Source organism: Paenibacillus sp. SER-28, from assembly GCF_052906305.1.
The window spans coordinates 899,357-917,010 of the sequence record NZ_JBRECM010000001.1; the positions used below are offsets into that span (position 1 = coordinate 899,357).

General features: G+C 46.1%; 13 protein-coding genes and 1 pseudogene. 11 read left to right on the plus strand and 3 right to left on the minus strand.

Annotated features, from left to right (window positions below; all coding sequences use genetic code 11):
• The first annotated feature begins 380 nt into the window (after nucleotides 1–380).
• From ACUYLD_RS04330 to ACUYLD_RS04340, 3 genes are read left to right on the plus strand one after another with little or no spacing between them, the layout of a single operon-like run.
• Nucleotides 381–743: a DUF2500 domain-containing protein gene (locus ACUYLD_RS04330; protein ID WP_446674487.1), complete on the plus strand. Its 363-nt coding sequence runs from the start codon at nucleotides 381–383 to the stop codon at nucleotides 741–743.
• A gap of 59 nt (nucleotides 744–802) precedes the next feature.
• A complete protein-coding gene (locus ACUYLD_RS04335; protein ID WP_069291658.1) occupies nucleotides 803–1,363 on the plus strand; it encodes a GNAT family N-acetyltransferase in 561 nt (186 codons plus the stop codon).
• A gap of 2 nt (nucleotides 1,364–1,365) precedes the next feature.
• Entirely contained in the window at nucleotides 1,366–2,589 is a 1,224-nt protein-coding gene (locus ACUYLD_RS04340; protein ID WP_069291659.1) for an MFS transporter, read from the plus strand.
• Between the two features lie 72 nt (nucleotides 2,590–2,661).
• Here the strand turns inward: ACUYLD_RS04340 and ACUYLD_RS04345 are convergent, their stop codons facing one another.
• Entirely contained in the window at nucleotides 2,662–4,353 is a 1,692-nt protein-coding gene (locus ACUYLD_RS04345) for an ABC transporter substrate-binding protein (protein WP_446674488.1), read from the minus strand.
• Between the two features lie 280 nt (nucleotides 4,354–4,633).
• On the opposite strand from ACUYLD_RS04345, the gene ACUYLD_RS04350 reads away from it, so the two are divergent.
• The 6 genes and pseudogenes from ACUYLD_RS04350 to ACUYLD_RS04375 all read left to right on the plus strand — a co-directional run bounded on the left by ACUYLD_RS04350 (nucleotide 4,634) and on the right by ACUYLD_RS04375 (nucleotide 10,937).
• Nucleotides 4,634–5,701 carry a LacI family DNA-binding transcriptional regulator gene (locus ACUYLD_RS04350; RefSeq protein ID WP_254327877.1) on the plus strand — a complete coding sequence of 356 codons (1,068 nt, stop codon included), beginning with the start codon at nucleotides 4,634–4,636 and terminating at the stop codon, nucleotides 5,699–5,701.
• A gap of 205 nt (nucleotides 5,702–5,906) precedes the next feature.
• Nucleotides 5,907–8,459, plus strand: coding sequence for a beta-mannosidase (locus tag ACUYLD_RS04355; RefSeq protein WP_446674489.1), 2,553 nt, complete (start codon nucleotides 5,907–5,909; stop codon nucleotides 8,457–8,459).
• 143 nt (nucleotides 8,460–8,602) lie between these two features.
• A pseudogene (locus ACUYLD_RS04360) lies at nucleotides 8,603–8,959 on the plus strand (sugar phosphate isomerase/epimerase); the annotation flags it as partial.
• Between the two features lie 312 nt (nucleotides 8,960–9,271).
• Entirely contained in the window at nucleotides 9,272–10,012 is a 741-nt protein-coding gene (locus tag ACUYLD_RS04365; RefSeq protein WP_165175775.1) for a DUF1361 domain-containing protein, read from the plus strand.
• Between the two features lie 64 nt (nucleotides 10,013–10,076).
• On the plus strand, nucleotides 10,077–10,280 hold the full coding sequence (locus tag ACUYLD_RS04370; protein WP_254327879.1) for a YwbE family protein: 204 nt from the start codon (nucleotides 10,077–10,079) through the stop codon (nucleotides 10,278–10,280).
• A 24-nt stretch (nucleotides 10,281–10,304) separates the two neighbouring features.
• Nucleotides 10,305–10,937 carry a DUF2238 domain-containing protein gene (locus ACUYLD_RS04375; RefSeq protein WP_446674490.1) on the plus strand — a complete coding sequence of 211 codons (633 nt, stop codon included), beginning with the start codon at nucleotides 10,305–10,307 and terminating at the stop codon, nucleotides 10,935–10,937.
• Between the two features lie 57 nt (nucleotides 10,938–10,994).
• Here ACUYLD_RS04375 and ACUYLD_RS04380 read toward each other — a convergent pair whose 3' ends face one another.
• Nucleotides 10,995–12,164, minus strand: coding sequence for a glycosyltransferase family 4 protein (locus tag ACUYLD_RS04380; protein ID WP_446674491.1), 1,170 nt, complete (start codon nucleotides 12,162–12,164; stop codon nucleotides 10,995–10,997).
• A gap of 93 nt (nucleotides 12,165–12,257) precedes the next feature.
• Nucleotides 12,258–13,580 carry an MFS transporter gene (locus tag ACUYLD_RS04385; protein WP_446674492.1) on the minus strand — a complete coding sequence of 441 codons (1,323 nt, stop codon included), beginning with the start codon at nucleotides 13,578–13,580 and terminating at the stop codon, nucleotides 12,258–12,260.
• Nucleotides 13,581–13,767: 187 nt separating this feature from the next.
• Here ACUYLD_RS04385 and ACUYLD_RS04390 point away from each other — a divergent pair, with 187 nt between their 5' ends.
• Together ACUYLD_RS04390 and helD are read left to right on the plus strand one after the other, a co-directional pair.
• Nucleotides 13,768–14,799, plus strand: a complete 1,032-nt coding sequence (locus ACUYLD_RS04390; protein ID WP_172828310.1) for an FUSC family protein — start codon at nucleotides 13,768–13,770, stop codon at nucleotides 14,797–14,799.
• Between the two features lie 355 nt (nucleotides 14,800–15,154).
• Complete coding sequence (helD, locus tag ACUYLD_RS04395) at nucleotides 15,155–17,533, plus strand: RNA polymerase recycling motor HelD (protein WP_446674493.1); 2,379 nt, start codon at nucleotides 15,155–15,157, stop codon at nucleotides 17,531–17,533.
• Nucleotides 17,534–17,654: the final 121 nt, after the last annotated feature.

The window sequence follows — 17,654 nt, forward strand, 5'->3', positions numbered from 1 at the left end:
ACGAAAAAAGAAAACGCATTGCCTGGGATCTATTATAGATGGAATCCCTTGCTGGCTGCGCCATTTAAGATTTTGACTCTATATTTACATGTATTTTCATACCTGTATCTTCAAGATATCGGGCATAAATACGTTTTTTACACTATATTTAGAGTACATTCTCTATTTTATATCTATATATAGTTTTGTCAATCGGTCTAGAGGGGATCAGAGGACCCAGATCGGGTATAAGTCCAAGCGGGGTGCGGAAAAGAGCGAAAGAACTTTTTTTTCGTAAGTATGTTAAAAAAGTATTGGAGTTTTTGAGGGTGAAGATGTACGATTTGTCAATGGGCAATAGAATGGAAAATTTACATTTTACTGTAGAAAGGATGAAGCGAATGGGAAGTGATTTTATGGAATTTCAATCGTTTAATATGATCTTTTTTATCGTATTTGGACTCATTGCTTTTGTAATGATTATGGGAATTGTCAAAACGATAGGAGCGGGCCTGTCCAATCAAGCAGCTGAACGGGTACAACGTTCATGTAAGGTTGTGGATAAACGGACGAGAGTGCGTGGGGGATCAGGCGATTTTTCAGCTTCGACATATTTTTATATCACCTTTGAGTTTGACGGGGGTGAGCGTATGGAGCTGGAGGTGAAGGATACAGACTTTGGTATGATTGTGATCGGGGATCGTGGGGAGCTTCATTATAAAGGTACACGTTTTCTGGAGTTTGTGAGAGTAATGGAAGCGTAAAGGTGTTGGCGGCGAGTTAGTATTGCCAAAACAAATACATAATTGGAGGGAAGATTACGATGCCGCATATCATTGGAAAACGAATAGTATTGAGAGAATACCGTCAAGAAGATATACCAGCTATCCGAAAATGGGTCAATGACCCGGAAATCACACGTGGTTTAAGCGACGTGTTTATCTACCCGCATTCACAGGTGAATAGCGAATCCTTTGTGCAGATGATGATTGACGGCAACCCCGAGATCAAAGGTTTTGTCATTGCGCATAAAGACACACTGGACTATATCGGACAACTGGATTTATTCAAAATCAACTGGGTGAATCGGCACGCCACCCTTGGTGTTGTGATCGGGCGTGACGGCGATCTGGGCAAAGGTTACGGACGGGAAGCGATCCGGTTGTTACAAAAATTCGCATTTCATACGCTGAATCTGCATCGGCTGGAGTTGGAGGTCTATGCGTTCAATGAACGTGCACACCGTTGCTATCTGGCCTGCGGCTTCAAGGAAGAAGGTCGGCTGCGGGAAAAGCTATTCAGGGAAGGGCAATACTATGACATTATTCAGATGGGGATTTTGCGAAGTGAATATAAGGCTGCAGAGCAAGCGACGGAGTCCTGAGAGTGCAACCTCATAAGCTATTTTACTCCGTCAGCTTTCTTCAATTTTTTATGAGTGAAATCACGGGGACTACGCTCATCCTATTTCTATTAGCTAAAGGACTTTCTCTGCAAAGTGCGAACTTCTTACTGGTTGTATTTTTTGTAAGTATTTTTTTGTTTGAGATACCCACAGGGGCGATTGCAGACAAGTATGGCAGAAAAATTTCTGTTATTTTGGGACTTTGCTGTTTTTTAGTCTACAGTGTATTGTTCGTTTGGACAGATCATATCGGGGTGCTTGTGTTCGCGCAAGTTTTTGGGGGTCTGGCTATATGTTTACAATCAGGTTCGTTAGAATCCTGGGTTGTGGAAAACAGTGATAAGCCCATGGAAGTTCTTTTTACAACCTCTAACAGTATACAGTACATTTCGGGATTTATTTGTGGTCTGTTGGGGGCCTTTCTCGCAACCTATAACTATTCACTTCCATGGGCAGTCAGTATTTTATCTATTATTGTATGCATTTTTCTATGTTCCTTTTATATGGATGAGGAGAATGTTGCTCATCGAAAGACGTCTACTACTCGCATTAAAACGATTATCGGAGAAAGCGTCCGTATCGGTTTTGAAAATAAGTCCATCTGGATTGTGTTTATGATTGGTTTATTTATCAGCTTTTCGAACTCGGCGGGGAATACATTTCAACAGCCACGTCTGGTTGGCCTTTCCGAACAAGGAATTTGGATTATGGGGTTTATCAAGGCAGGCTATTCACTATGTATGACTTTGGGAAGTTATCTAGTTCGAAAGCTAGGCGCCCGATACAGTGATGTACATATACTCATGTATGCTTGCGGGATGATTGGGATATGGCTCATTTTAGCTGGTGCGTTCAACACATTTTATCCTGTATTGCTTACCTTTTTGATCTATGAAATTGGACGCGGCATGTACCCGGTTGCCAAACAAATTTTTCTGAACAAAAGAATCTCTAATGAGTATCGTTCTACACTACTATCTCTGGATTCTGCGATTTCACAATTAGGCATGTGCGTAGGTTTAATCGTGACAGGGATCATCAGTCGTAATTTTACGGATTTGTCTTCCGATCAAACACCTATTCAAATATCTTGGGTGATGTGTGGCGGGATTGCGTTGATTCCAATCATTTTATTGTTTTACGTCCATCGTGTTTCAGGGAAAAGTAATTCTTGGAAAGAAAAAGAAACCAAACAGAATATTTAATGTAAAAGTTAATGTAGAAGGGCTGAACAGCATGGTCTGTCAGCCCTATAATATTTCATTAAAAAGCAAACCTTATTTTTCACCGTACCACAGTTTCAGCCGATCTTGGATTAGGCCAGTATAGATTTCTTCAGCCTTTGGCACACCTGCCTGATCCAGCTCTTGGAGCATGCGGTCATACACAGCGTCGAACTGATCTGGCTTGGCGAGTACAGCCTCAGGAATCCGTTTGCGTACAATGTCCTGCGACTTTTGATAAATAACATTGTAATTCGTATCGGTCGGAACAGGCATGTTGTAGGCAGCACCCCACTCTTTTACCGGAAAATCCTTTTCGTTCGGAAACAGGTCTTTCCACGTCTGGGCTTTGTATGCCTGAAGGGACTCTTTTTCGGCTTGACTATAATTTTCGGTAATCATCTCTGGATAATTGGTTGTGTAATAGTTGCCAGAAGGGTCCTTCACGCTATCGCCATAATGTGGCCCCCATATCCAGTACAAACCGATTCCTGACTCTCTGCTAAAAGAAGCGTTATCGGTGTTTTTACGTTGTTGCACATCCGCCGGAATGACTCGTTTGCCGTTCTCTACGTTGTAATGCTGGCCTTCAATTCCCCAATTGCGTAAAATTTGTCCTTCGTCGGAGGCCAGAAAATCCAGAAACTTGATAGCTCGCACCGGATTTTCGCATGAGGTTGTAATTCCGATCCCGGATGCAGTATCGAAGCCAATGGGCTGGAGGGAATGGTCCTCGTATTTTTCATTTAAAGTGACTGGAAAATGGGCGTAAGTGAATTCATCCTTACCTGCTGCCTTGAGCGCATTTTCGGCATCTTGGTAGTTCCATTCCTGATCAATGAGTCCGATGACACGGCCTGCGGCGATTTTGGACTTGTACTGATCACTTTTTTGCACAAAAGTATCCTTATCCAACAGTCCTTCATTGTACATATGGTTCAACCAACGGAAATATTCGCGTTCTTCTGGGCGCTTGTAGTGAAGAATGGCTTTATGTGTTTTAGGATCAATATAATATTCGCCATCGTCGGGTCCACCTGTAGCAGTAACAGCCGGGTTTGTCACTGTAATTTGAATTTTCCAGTCTTCGGCATCAAGTGATAGGGGGATGGTTCGCTGGCCATTGGTGGTAGGGTATTTGGCGACATAATCTTTAAGTGCTTTTTCAAAATCTTGAACGGTGCGGATTTTAGGGTATCCGAGCTTCTTAAGTGCCTGATGCTGAATTTCGAAGCCGGCTTGTGCATCAAACGCGATGTGATCCACACCCAAATTGGTCGGGATCGTGTAAATGGCTGGATCTTCACTACTATATTTAATACGATTAAAATAGTCTCCATACACTTTCTTAATGTTAGGGCCGTATTTATCAATGAGATCTGTTAAGTCAATGAGTGCTCCGGCATCGACCAACTTGCCAATGTCTGATTTGGGGTACACGAGATCTGGATACTCTCCGCTCGCTGCCATTAAAGCAAACTTTTCCTCGCCTCGGCCATTGACAGCATGTTCGGCATTTAGCGTAACACCCGTTTTCTTGATAATTTCCTGCCCGACAGCATCCTTCATGTTGTTCCAGTTAGAGCTGGAATCACCGCCAAAGAAAGTAAATGTAATGGGACTGGTGTCATTAGGATCTTCCTTTTCTGCCTTACCGCCTGTTCCATTCGCGCAGCCCGTTGTAACGAGCAGCAGCAAAGACAGGAGTAGAATGGAGCTCTGTCGTACCGACCTGTTCATGAACATTTGCAAATCCCCCTTAATAAGTATGATTTACATAATGTAAGTGCTTTCAATAGTAAATTGTAGGAAATAAAGAACCTCACGTCAAGTAATTTATAATTGCTTGTTATGCGGTTTGTTTTTTTATTAAGCAAACATATTTTGGTGCAGGGTGTGGATTTGTACAAATCAATCATTTGATGATCTAAAACAAAGTATGCTACGATGGTACCAGTTTATAGGTACACCCGTGTATTAGAAAGATTGAGGTAGAAAAAGATTCCGAATAGGGTTGGGTGAGAAGATGCGTGGAAAAGTAACGTTGCAAGAAATTGCGGATGCGGCGGGCGTTTCAAAGTTCGCTGTTTCGCGTGCACTGTCAGGCAAACCCGGTGTAAGTGAAGAGACAAGGGCGGTTCTGGTCAAGCTTGCCGCCCAGATGGGCTATTTTCGCAGTCATCCCAAAATGACAGGGGTAGAGCCTCGGGACACAGATACCAGAGAATGGTCGGGTACCGTGCTAGTGTTATTTCCGAATATTAGGTACCAGAACAGGGAATCCAGATACTGGGGGCCTGTATTTGAAGGGATTTCCGAGCGTCTGAACCGTAAGGGTATGGATATGATCACGTTAACGGAGCCCTCGACTGAAGACATGTTTTCTTTACTGAATCCAGAATCGATTAAAGGGATTATCACGGTAGGGACGATTTCAACTTCATTGTTGCTGAACATTTATCGGATGGGTATTCCGGTCGTCATGGTAGATCATTGGGATTCTGCGTTTTTAAGTGATACGGTGTTTACAGATAATCGCACATGCATGAGTGAATTAATGAAGGACTTGCTGTGCAGGGGCTATACCCGCTTTCAGTTTGTAGGTCATATTGATGACGCTCACAGTTTCTACGAACGCTGGGAAGCATATCGTTCCACACTGGAAATGAGCGGAGTAGAATTGCGGCAGATTAAAGCTCTTCTTCACAGGGGAGCGCAAGCGCTTGCTGAGGAAATGGAAAAGTTGTCCGAGGACGAACTGCCTGAGGTTTTTGTATGTGCTAATGATGTGACTGCTGCGCAAGTCGTGGATGTGCTGAAAGAAAAGGGGATTGACGTTCCGAGGCGTTGCGGAGTGACCGGGTTTGACGATACGAATGAACAAATGCCGATTTATGCCACGGTTAGAGTGGATAAGGAATTGCTGGGAATGCGTGCAGTGGACCAGTTGTTATGGCGCATAACGAACCCGAACTCGCCTGTCGAGAAAAAGTTGCTACATGCTGAGCTATTCGTACGGGAAGTTCATGCACCCCGGATCCGTCGGGAAAATGATGACCGTGAGCGTCCCATCAGCACAATCACATATAGTTAATGTCCAGATACGTGTTATGACACCATACACCGTGAAGACGAAGGAGGTCGCTTTTAGCCTGTTTAGGGGCAGAGGGCGACTTTTATTTTGTATTTTGCCATTTGTTCTAAAAAACAATTGACTATTTTGTTAGCTTAATGTTATTTTTGTTATGTTACTGACGAATCCAGATGTTCCCAATCATGCTTATAGGAGGCTTGTGACGATGGTTAATGTGATAGGGTTGGATGGCTGGAGGTTTAGGGAAGCACAAAGTGATGAGTGGCTCAGCGCGAAAGTGCCGGGTTGTGTGCATACTGATCTTTTACGGCATGGCAAAATTCCTGATCCGTTTATCGGTATGAACGAGATGGAGGTACAGTGGATTGATAAGCAGGATTGGATATATGAAGCCCATTTTGAGATAAATGCAGATCAGCTTCAATGTCAATGTGTAGAGTTGGTGTTGGAAGGTCTGGACACATACGCGAATGTAAAAGTGAATGGCCAATATGTCTTGTCAGCCAATAATATGTTTCGGGTATGGAGACAGGATGTGAAGGCAATTGTTCAGCAAGGGGAAAATCGGCTGGAAATCAGTTTTCGTTCTCCGATTGCTGAAGATGTACCCAAGCTGGAAAGCTTAGGTTATGGACTCCCTGCCCCCAATGATCAGTCCGAGATCGGTGGTTTGTCCGACAAAAAAGTAAGCGTTTTCGCGCGTAAGGCTCCCTACCACTATGGTTGGGACTGGGGACCGAGGCTGGTGACGAGCGGTATCTGGAGAGAGGTCCGGATCGAGGCGTGGTCCGGTCTAATCGTGAGAGACTTGTTTATTCGACAGGACGAGGTGAATTCGGTAGGAGCTAAACTCATGGCAGTGGTAGAGATCGAAAATGCAGATGAGATTAGAGATGCCGAGTTGCGTATTTCCGCTGACGGGAAGGTGTGGTCCAAGCCGGTACGGCTGCTGAAGGGGAAGCAGACGGTCGAGCTGGAGCTGGAGATGAAGAAGCCGAAGCTGTGGTGGTGCCGTGGGCTGGGGGAGCCGCATTTATATACGTTTGTGGCCGAATTGGTGGAGCAAGAACAAGGAGCTGTAATCGCGGAAAAATCAGTAAAAACGGGACTGCGTTCCATCCGTCTTGTACGTGAACGGGATGCAGCAGGAGAGAGCTTTTATTTTGAGCTGAACGGAATTCCTGTATTTGCAAAAGGGGCTAACCATATTCCGAATGACAGCTTTGTCACTGAAGTTACGATGGAACGATATCGGTATGAAATTGCCAGTGCAGCTGCCTCGAATATGAATATGCTGCGGGTGTGGGGTGGCGGTATTTATGAACAAGACATATTTTATGAGCTTTGTGATGAATACGGTTTGCTCGTGTGGCAAGATTTTATGTTCGCCTGCAGTATGTACCCGGGGGATGAGGATTTTATGGACAATGTGGTACAGGAAGCCGAGGACAATATTAAGCGGCTGCGTCATCATCCCTGCATTGCCTTATGGTGCGGCAACAATGAGATCGATTCTGCATGGGCGCATTATGAAGAGAATGGAGGCTGGGGCTGGAAAAAGGACTATACACCTGAGCAACGGGAACGCCTATGGAATGATTATGAAACACTCTTTCATCGGATTCTACCGGAGGCGGTACACACCTGGTCTGCGCAGACAGCCTATTGGCCCTCCTCCCCGCTGATTGACCTGACCAGAGATCGGAACCAGCATGCCCATCGGTCTTCAACTGCAGGTGATATTCACTATTGGGGTGTATGGCACGCGTCTGAGCCGTTTGAGAATTATCATGTACATGTGGGTCGTTTTATGAGTGAATATGGTTTTCAGTCCTTTCCTGAATACAAGTCTGTTCGTACTTATGCGGAAGAGAAGGATTTGGAGCTGGAATCTGAGGTGATGCTGGCACATCAGAAGAACGATGCGGGCAATCGTCTGATTAAAGAATATATGGAGCGATACATGCGAGAGCCAAAGGATTTTACATGTTTTCTTCACATGAGCCAAATTTTACAGGCAGAAGCAATGAAAGCAGCTATAGAGGCGCATCGTCGTCACAAGCCCTATTGCATGGGAACATTATACTGGCAAATGAATGACTGCTGGCCCGTTGCCTCCTGGTCGAGTATGGACTATTTTGGTCGTTGGAAGGCGCTCCAATATACGGCTAAGCGCAGCTTTGCTGATGTGCTGTTGAGTGCAACCGATACAGAACAGGGGAATAAGGCCCTGCATCTAGTCAACGATACACTAGAGCCGATATCAGGTACGCTGCGGCTGACTCTTTTGCATATCCGTAGCAGCCAGGCAATTCATGAAGAGAACGTTAAGGTAAAGCAATCAGCAGGCGGTGCAGGAATTGTACATATACTGCCTATCGACAAATGGCTGAGCGGCCTGAACCGTGCGGAGCATATGCTGGTCGCGCGTCTAACGCAGAATGGTGAACAGGTGGCCTCTGGTGAAATTTATTTTGCAGACACGAAAGAGATGGATTTATCGCAGACAAAAATTGAAGTGACAGAGATTCAGGGAAGCGGGGGCAGCAGATTCATGCTGTGTTCGGATGTACTTGCTAGGCACGTGTGGCTATCGGCAGAGCAGGAAGGTATTTTCAGCGACAACCATCTGGATCTGGCTCCTGGTATTCCGAAGACAGTGGAATTCTTGGCCATGCGTAACGGTTCATCAGCATTTGTGACAGCTGTGCCGGGTACATTGACAGTACATTCGTTGGTCAATTGGATACAAGGTTAGACAACAGTAAAAGCTTATCCGTCTTTAAGTAGATGATGGATAAGCTTTTTTCTTATAATATAAATTTGTTTTATGATATGTAGAGCGTCTTCATAATGTTAATATACATAACAAAAGAGAACTTGGTAGTTAAGTGATAACAGATCATTTGTAAGAAATCTATCTATTTAGCCTCTAACTGTTGGAATATAAAAAAAAGCATACGGTCGGCCGAGAACTTGAAGAGGAAATCCGTCAGTTGGGCTTTACAGGGTGGAGCTGAACTATAACATTACCCGGGAAATGCTAACGACGTTTGAACCTATGATTGAGCGGGGAACAATGGCATATCGAGTGTGCACAATACATTTCCTCATACACCAGATCCGGATTACGGCACGAATTCCGTTCTGCTCGGGTTTGACGATGAAAGCAAGCGACAACGTGTGATAGAGCTGCTGGTGCAATCTGTGGAATATGCGCATCATTATGGAGCAAAAGCGGTAATTGTGCATTCCGGACGCCGGATGGCGAATGGACGGGGTTAGTGACGAAATTTATAAGCCGTTAGCGATATTACGCTAATTCATGCTGCCCGAATATTAAAACTACCGGAGCTACGCCTTTACCTGTGATTGAAGTCTAAAACACAGTAAGCATCTATTTTTCGGGGATGAAGTACATTCCCGGAGAACAGATGCTTTTTTGTGTTCATTGATGCAGAGGTAGAGCGCTTCCATTGAGCTTGAAGCCATTGTGGTGTACACTGTCCAGAACAGGTGTAAATTGGAACGTCAGGAAGGCAGGACGGTTACAAGGAGGGAAAGACACATATGTATGCCCGTTTAAGATCGTTAAATTATCCACTAAAACTCTATGTTTTCTTAGCACTGGCCTTATGCTCCGTAATCAGTACATTGTGGATCATTAACGTGCGACTGCCCTCAGGGGGCCGCCCTTATCTTTTTATTTGGTGGAATATGATGTTGGCCTGGATTCCTATGCTGTTGACGTTACTGCTTGATGTAATGTACAGCTCGTGGAGGCGGGGAACGAGGACATTTTTACTCTGGGTTATGGGGGCGGCATGGCTTTTCTTTTATCCCAATACACCCTACTTGATCACAGATTTGCTGCATGTATTCGCCAGATATCCATTTCTCGGGGAGCAACGTTTCTGGGGCAATCCGTACTTTTGGAATCATGTACTGGGAATGCTGCTGGTAGCCGTACTTGGCCTGACAATGGGTTTTGTATCGCTCGAATCCGTACGACAGTTGGTACAACGTGCACGTGGTGGGCTTGTTAGTTGGCTGTTTATGCTGGCGGTACTCTTGTTGAGCAGCCTGGGTATTTACATTGGCCGTTTCTTTCGAGGGAACACATGGGATATTGTTTCTGCGCCCTCTCAACTGTATGCACAGGTATCTTCCATATGGGCAGACTCCTTGCAACGTACTCATTTTGTGGAGTTTAGTGGGATGCTATTCGTCATTTTGCTCGTCAGCTATGTATCCACGATGTGCGTAGTCTGGATGGGGAACAACCGCCAGGACGAATGGCGTCGCTGGTGATTTGATTGCAGCTGAGTGGCTGAATATCATCAAAAAATGTAAAATCAAAGGAGGAATAGCTACAATGAACGGACAGAATCGATCCGATATCCGCGCTGGTCTTCAGGTGGATATTGTGCTTAAAAAGGATCAGTCTACTGGTAAGTTGACGCGAGGAACGGTGAAAGATATTTTGACCAATTCCCCGCGTCATCCGCATGGAATCAAAGTGCGTTTGACAGACGGACAGGTTGGGCGTGTCAAACATATCGTAACGAACGAAGGATAGAGCTTTGGCTGAGGAGGAATGAAGATGAATCAGGCAACGGCATGGTCTAAAAATGATCGCTACCCGCTTGTTTTACTTGTATTGCTGGTGCTTGCCCTCATTTGGTCTTTAATTCGCCCGGCGGATTACTTTACATGGGTACTGGAAGTTCTCCCGGCAGTTTTGGGAGCTGTGCTGCTGGCGACTTTGTACCGTAGATTTCGGTTTACCAATCTGGTATACACCCTAATCTGGCTGCACGCATTGATCCTGATTGTCGGTGGACATTATACCTATGCCGAAATGCCACTGTTCAACTGGATTCGGGATACGTTCGGACTGGAGCGCAATTATTATGATCGACTTGGGCATTTTGTACAAGGTTTTGTACCTGCACTCATTGTCAGAGAAGTGCTGTTGCGTAAAACGGCCTTGGGGAGCGGGAGCTGGCTTACTTTCCTCACGGTTAGTGTGTGTCTTGCGATCAGCGCTGTGTATGAGCTGATTGAGTTTGCTGTAGCCAAGGCAACCGGAACGGCAGCAGAAGCCTTTTTAGGCACACAGGGAGATGTATGGGATACTCAATGGGATATGCTTCTTGCGTTCATCGGCGCCTTGACCGCAGTGATTTTGTTGAGTGGGGTACATAACAAGCTGCTGAAGCAATTAAAGTATTAGCAGAATTCATTTATCCCGCCATTATCATGCTATCTGAAATTTCACTGTTTTTGAAGGCTACATTCGCGTCATGGGACGGCTGTCGAGGTGTAGGGTTGCTGCGTCCATGTAGCTGTCCAGTAGCCGTTCAAAAATACGGTCCCATGTCTGCTCCAGGCTGTAGGCTCTACCAGCTCTGGACATAGCATCACGAAGTGAGGCATCCTCGTACAACAGGTGTACAGCTTTGGCAAAGGCAGCGGCGTCCCCAGCAGGACACAATAGCCCTGAATTTCCATGGATTAGATTATCTTTTACCCCGCCTTCATTGGCACCGACCACAGGTGTACCGCTCGCCATAGCCTCCAGTACAACATTACCGAAGGTTTCAGTGGTGGAAGGGAAGAGAAATACGTCGGCTGCGGCGTAGAGTTCAGCTAATTCCGGCCCTTTCACAAAACCAAGCCAGTGGACTGCATGCTCCGGCACCCCTAGATCCGCTGCAGTTTTGATCTTATACAATGGACCATCTCCTGCAATGACCAGCACAGAGGCTGCGCGGACGTCATCGGGTAACTGGAGATAGGAATCCAGTAATGTGTCTATCCCCTTTTCCGGTGCAAGCCTGCCTACATACAAAATAACAAATGCATCTGCATGAACGCCCCATTTCTTCCAAACTGCATTACGGTCCACCTTTGGTTGGAATCGGTCAGTATCAATGCCTCTACTCCAGATTTCGAGCTGTCCCATTCCTTTATTGCGCAACAATTCCAAGGTTGATTGAGAAGGGACATATACCCTTTCGCAATGTCTGTGAAACCAGAGCATGTATTTCCATAACGCAGGTTCAAGCCAGCGAAGCTTGTAATATTCGAGGTATTTATCAAAATGGGTGTGATATGAGGCGACGAGTGGAATATGGTGTTTGGCTGCGTAGCTTGTTCCATACAGGCCAAGGTTAAATGGAGTAGCGACATGAATCAAATGCGGGGAAAAGGCTGACAGACGCTCGTTGATCTGTTTGGCGTTGGGGATCGCAAGTCTGCATTCCCGGTACAATAAAAAGGGAATACTCCGAAATCGCTCTACACCCGGCCCAGAGGGCAGATGATGGTCTGCCTCCGGTGCGAAGACGAGCGTAGATACTCCATGTGTCTCCAGATAGCCAATCCATCGTTCCAGGGTCAGAGCAGCGCCATTCACGTCAGGCGTATACGTGTCCGTAAATAATGCAACTCGAAGCATGCCTTCATTCCTCCTCCGCCATTCTCATTTATCCTATGACGTTCCAGGGGAGTCCGCTTGGAGGCTCCGGCTTTTATTGTGTCATGATTTTGTTTACGGGCTTGCCGGGTTTTGTAAAAGCTGGCCTGCGGACGGGCGCTTTTCTCGGAACATTCTGTAATAGACGAGGGAGGACAAAATATAGAAAACACCTGTCATGCTAAATGTGATGGCATAGCCCCAGTAGTTGCCATATGTTGTAACCAAATAGGCTTGTACAGGTCCCATACCTGCGGTGCCTAGCATCCAGGTCGTCTGGAGAATGGAGTTGGCAATGCCGCGATTTTTATCTGACACACGTTCGACGAGAATGGCGGTTTGCAGCGGATTGGCTGCATTCATTAGCGCTTGCCTGAATAGAAAGCTGATGGAAGCGATCCATAGCACGTTCGTAAAGCCTGTAATGAGAAGGAAGGGTAGCGAAAGCAGTTGGAAGCCAACTACAGCTCTGACCAGTCCAATCCGGCTGCCGAGGGTAGGCCCGATCAACATGGAGAGGATGGTCATGAGCTGGCCGAGTGCAATCAGTAAACTCATTGCGCTGAGCGATACGGAGAAGCGGTTCGTAAAATACAAATTAAGATACGGGATGACCAGACCTGAACCTAACCCAAGAAAAAACTGGGCAAGAACAAATTGTCCAATAACCCGGCGATCAGAAGAAACAGCAGGCGTCTCTGAGGCAGGGATATCGGGTGTACTGTGCGGTGTATGTACTTGTTCTGTTTGAGGTGAAGATTCGGCAGGAGCTGGTGCTTCTACGGTTGCCGTAGTTTTTGTGATGAACAATAGAGGAATAAAAGCAGTCAATGTTGCCATTCCTCCAAGGAACAGAGCAACCCGTAGACTGGATAGCGGTGTGCTTCCCCACGTCTGCAGCCCATCTGCGAGTACGCCACCCCCGAAGCTACCCAGAACTTGAGCTGCCAGTACAAGAGCAGAGTAATAGCTGAATATTTTTAAGCGCTGGGATTTACTAATGCTTTCCGCTAAAAAAGGCACAGCCAGCACCTGAATAAAGGCGGCGAATACACCTGAGATTACGGCAAATACCAACATGCTTCCGCTGGTATCTGTAAAGGTACGGGCGAGAAAGGCCAGGCCGCTGAATAACGCGCCGATGACCAGCATATTTTTGCGGCTCGTCCGATCCCCCAAAAATCCGACCGGAATGAACAACAACGCCGTCGCTAGCGCCTGCATGCTGACCACTTGGCCGTTCATATCATCGTCAAAGCCAAGCCCTTGGATATACAGGTTATATAGTACAGAAAACATTCCTGTACCCATCTGGTACAGCAGATTGGCCATAAAAAACAATCGGATATTACGCGGCCACTTTCGGGGCTCTTCTAACATTTTGCTAATCCATGACACGATGAGTTCCTCCTGTGACGTTGTTGCAAATAAGTTAATACTGTTGATATGTATTCTAGCAGGAACTGTACATTTCATAAATATTCCTGATCTCCGATTGTTTTGGGTAATAATAAAGCATGGACTTTACATTGAATTTTCATTATAGTAATTCGGTATGAATAAATTTGAAAGGTAAGCAGGAGGGATGGCTTTGGCTTTTGGAGCACGGGTGTTAAAAACGGGAATCGCAGTGACGCTCGCCCTTTTTCTGAGCACGCTTTTGAACACCCATTCGCCTGTGGGGGCAGCGATAGCCGCTATTTTTGCCATGCAACCGTCGATATATAGGTCGTGGCGTTATTTTCTGGATCAACTCCAAACAAGCACACTCGGTGCAATCATGGCGTTGCTGGGCGGAATGGTATTTTCGAATGAACCGATTGCAGTTGGACTGGTATGTGTATTGGTACTTATGATATGTCTGAAAATAAATATGGCTGATACGGTTGGATTGACACTCGTGACCGTTGTTTCTGTAATGGAAGCCTCAGGGGACTGGAAATTTGCGGTGACCCGCTTTGCGCTCACTTTGATTGGGATTGTGTCTGCTTTTGTCATCAATGTTAGTGTTTTTCCCCCGAAACCGAAAAGGCAGTTTATTAATCAGATTCAAAATGTATTTAACAGCATGTCCTTGCTGCTGCGTACTGCCATTTCCGATGAGATTAAGGAGTCTGTCTTTAAAGAGGAAAAAGGAAATCTGGAGGGAGCCATTAAATCGCTGTCGGACAAATATCATTTGTTCGAGGAAGAGCAGAAGAAGCTCAAGCGCTCCAAGTTTAGTCAAACGAGACAAATGGTAGTATACAAACAAATGCTCGGAAGTTTACACAAAGGATATGAGGTACTGGATGCAGTGGAAAGACACTACTTCCAGTCTTTACGGCCAAAAGGAACGGATGCTTTTTTTGACAGTCATCTGGAGCTGCTGATTCGTTTTCACGAGCATGCTCTACTGAAATTCGAAGATAAGCTAAAACCGAATGAGGACGAAAGTGAATTGTTTCAGCAAGCCAACGGCGAATTTATGAAGCATGCGATTACACGTTTTGACCATTGTCAGGAAGGAATGCTGCGGCTGTCCATTGTGGCTGCGGCGATGTACGACTATGGTCATCAGCTGGAGAGGTTGAGCAGACTGGCCGATCATATTCATCCTGTAGAAGAGAGCAGATAGGCGAATTTCCTAAAGAAAAGCGACCGCATTCATCAATCAGATGGACGGTCGCTTTTTTATGTAATGAATTCAAGTATGTAAGAACAGGTTAATAGATGGTTGCCAGAACGCACAAAAAAAGCCCGCTGGTTGCGAACAGGGACTGAACTTGCTACAATAGAGAATGCTCTGTTTTATGGTGAAACCATAAGCGTAAGTTGTGAACTACACTTCTTGTTACATTATAGCATGCTTCAAAGGATTAGTCAATTTTCCCGGATCAGGGGGATGCCGCGAGTATGCCCGGGTCCATAATAGAGCATAGTTTGTACGCAAGGGAGCCCTGCATGGAGCAGGAGGAAACGGAACAGGAGCGATGCCAGTGACTACTGAACAGCAATGGAATGAAGAACAACGAAGAGTAGAAGATGTGACCGCAGTGATTAGCGGGCGTATTCGGAAGCTAGAGACAGAGGTTGGTTCTGTGCGCGGAGATGTCGTCGATATGCGTAAAGACTTCTGGGATGAGGTAACGATCAATTTCAGTGAGGCGGATGATGTGGGCGAGACGTCCACCAGTTTGCGTCAGCAGTCTGAGATTTTGTCTGAGCGGGAACGAAGACACAAGCATTCCACAGAGGCGTTAGGTCGTTTGAAAAAGTTGCTTGATTCACCGTATTTTGCACGAATTGATTTTGCTGAGGAAGGACAGACTGCGGAACGTGTTTATCTGGGGATTGCCTCCCTACTGGATAATCAAGATGAGGAATTTCTGATCTACGACTGGCGCGCGCCTATTTCCAATCTTTATTACGATAACATGCCGGGGCCTGCCTCATATAAGACCCCGGCCGGGGAGATGGAAGGGGAACTCACGCTTAAGCGCCAATTCTCGATCCGTGATGGACAGATCCGTTTTATGTTCGATACAGGGGTGACGATTGGAGACGAACTTCTTCAAGCAGTATTGAGCCGCAGCTCGGATGCTCAAATGAAAAGTATTGTCGCTACCATCCAAAGGGAGCAGAATCGCATCATCCGTGATGATCGAAGCCGGATGCTCATTGTTCAGGGGGCGGCAGGAAGTGGCAAAACCTCTGCTGCGCTTCAGAGAGTAGCGTATTTGCTGTATAAGTACCGGGATCGCTTACGAGCGGATCAGGTCGTGCTATTTTCGCCTAACCCGATGTTTAACAGTTATGTATCGACAGTATTGCCTGAATTAGGTGAGGAAAATATGCTTCAGGCCACGTTTCAGGAATATTTGGAGCGGCGTTTGGGCCGGGAGTTTCAGTTAGAAGATCCATTTGAACAGCTGGAATATGTGCTTTCAGCATCGTTACAGCCTGGGTATGAAGCTAGGATGGAGGGTATCCGCTTTAAGTCGTCCAAGACGTTCTTACATGTGATTACAAGCTACAAGACGTATTTGGAACAGGAGGGAATGCGTTTTAAACCCATCCGTTTTCAGGGACGTGAGGTGGTTTCAGTAGAGCAAATGGCACGCAAGTTTTATGAATTCGACTCTACGGTGCGGCTGGCGAATCGATTGGAACTGCTACGGGATTGGATGCTCAAAGAGCTGGCCCGTTTTGGTAAGGAAGAATGCTCCGCCCCATGGGTGGATCAACAGATGGATCTGATGGAGCCGGAGGATTATCAGCGTGCCTATAACCGTATGCGCCGTAAATCCAAGAATAAGGGCGATACCTTCGACGATTTTACGCGTGAAAGAGAAATATTGGCGCGTATGGTGGTCAGTGGCCGCTTAAAGCCCCTGCGCAAATGGATTAAGGCGCTTCGCTTCGTAGATACGACCCGACTCTACAGCGAGCTGTTTATGAATGAGGCATTGTTGAGCCAACTGGCGAATCATGCAGAGCTGCCCGTCAGCTGGGGTGAAATTAGTCGACAAACTCTGGAACGAATTCGGGCTGGAGAGTTAGCGTATGAGGATGTAACACCCTTTTTATATTTGCGTGAGCTGATGCTGGGCTTTCGTTCCAATAGCAACATCCGTCACGTGTTTATTGATGAGGCACAGGACTATTCCCCATTCCAGCTGGCGTTCTTCAAGCGTTTATTTCCACAGGCTAAAATGACGGCACTGGGTGATTTTAATCAGGCCATCTATGCCCATGCCTCGGTGCTTCAGGATGCAGAGCCATTGTATGACTTGTATGGTGCAGATCAGACCGAGATGATTTCCCTGACACGCAGCTATCGCTCAACACAGGAGATTGTGGAATTTACCCGGGGGATGGTCGCTGGGGGAGAGCACATTGTACCGTTTAACCGTAAGGGTGAGAAGCCTCTTGTTACTGAGGTGCGTTCGCTTGAAAAGTTGCATCAATTGATGGTTGGGAATGTCACAGAATTGTTGGCAGAAGGCTATGAATCCATCGCGGTGATCTGTAAAAATGCTGACGAAAGCGCGGCAGCCTACGAAGCGCTGGAAGGACAGCTGTCAGTGAAGCCAAAACTAATTAAGAAAACAACTCCTGCTTTTGAAAAGGGGATTCATATCATTCCGGCCTACCTGGCAAAAGGCGTGGAATTCGATGCGGTTCTGATTTATGACGGATCAGCGAAACAATACCAGCGTGAGAGTGAGCGTAAGCTGTTCTACACCGCCTGTACGCGAGCGATGCATCTGCTGCATATTTATAGCATAGGGGAGATTACGCCATTCGTGAGTTTACGGGATTCGGATACGTATACCCTCAAAGTGGAAGAAAGTGATCGTGTTCTATAGAGAGGACATTGGCAATCAGCCGGGGACAAATGCCTTAGAAACCCTTGCGATGCCTGAATAGATGTAGAGTTGGCTGGCATTATGGAGCGTATTCCAGTAACATAAGCAAATAAGCAAAACA

What these genes read in the sequence shown, in the direction of transcription:
- ACUYLD_RS04330 (WP_446674487.1), top strand. Translation starts at nt 381, where the DNA reads ATGGGAAGTGATTTTATGGAATTTCAATCGTTTAATATGATCTTTTTT.
- ACUYLD_RS04335 (WP_069291658.1), top strand. Translation starts at nt 803, where the DNA reads ATGCCGCATATCATTGGAAAACGAATAGTATTGAGAGAATACCGTCAA.
- ACUYLD_RS04345 (WP_446674488.1), bottom strand. Translation starts at nt 4,353, where the DNA reads ATGTTCATGAACAGGTCGGTACGACAGAGCTCCATTCTACTCCTGTCT.
- ACUYLD_RS04350 (WP_254327877.1), top strand. Translation starts at nt 4,634, where the DNA reads ATGCGTGGAAAAGTAACGTTGCAAGAAATTGCGGATGCGGCGGGCGTT.
- ACUYLD_RS04355 (WP_446674489.1), top strand. Translation starts at nt 5,907, where the DNA reads ATGGTTAATGTGATAGGGTTGGATGGCTGGAGGTTTAGGGAAGCACAA.
- ACUYLD_RS04365 (WP_165175775.1), top strand. Translation starts at nt 9,272, where the DNA reads ATGTATGCCCGTTTAAGATCGTTAAATTATCCACTAAAACTCTATGTT.
- ACUYLD_RS04370 (WP_254327879.1), top strand. Translation starts at nt 10,077, where the DNA reads ATGAACGGACAGAATCGATCCGATATCCGCGCTGGTCTTCAGGTGGAT.
- ACUYLD_RS04375 (WP_446674490.1), top strand. Translation starts at nt 10,305, where the DNA reads ATGAATCAGGCAACGGCATGGTCTAAAAATGATCGCTACCCGCTTGTT.
- ACUYLD_RS04380 (WP_446674491.1), bottom strand. Translation starts at nt 12,164, where the DNA reads ATGCTTCGAGTTGCATTATTTACGGACACGTATACGCCTGACGTGAAT.
- ACUYLD_RS04390 (WP_172828310.1), top strand. Translation starts at nt 13,768, where the DNA reads ATGGCTTTGGCTTTTGGAGCACGGGTGTTAAAAACGGGAATCGCAGTG.
- helD (WP_446674493.1), top strand. Translation starts at nt 15,155, where the DNA reads ATGCCAGTGACTACTGAACAGCAATGGAATGAAGAACAACGAAGAGTA.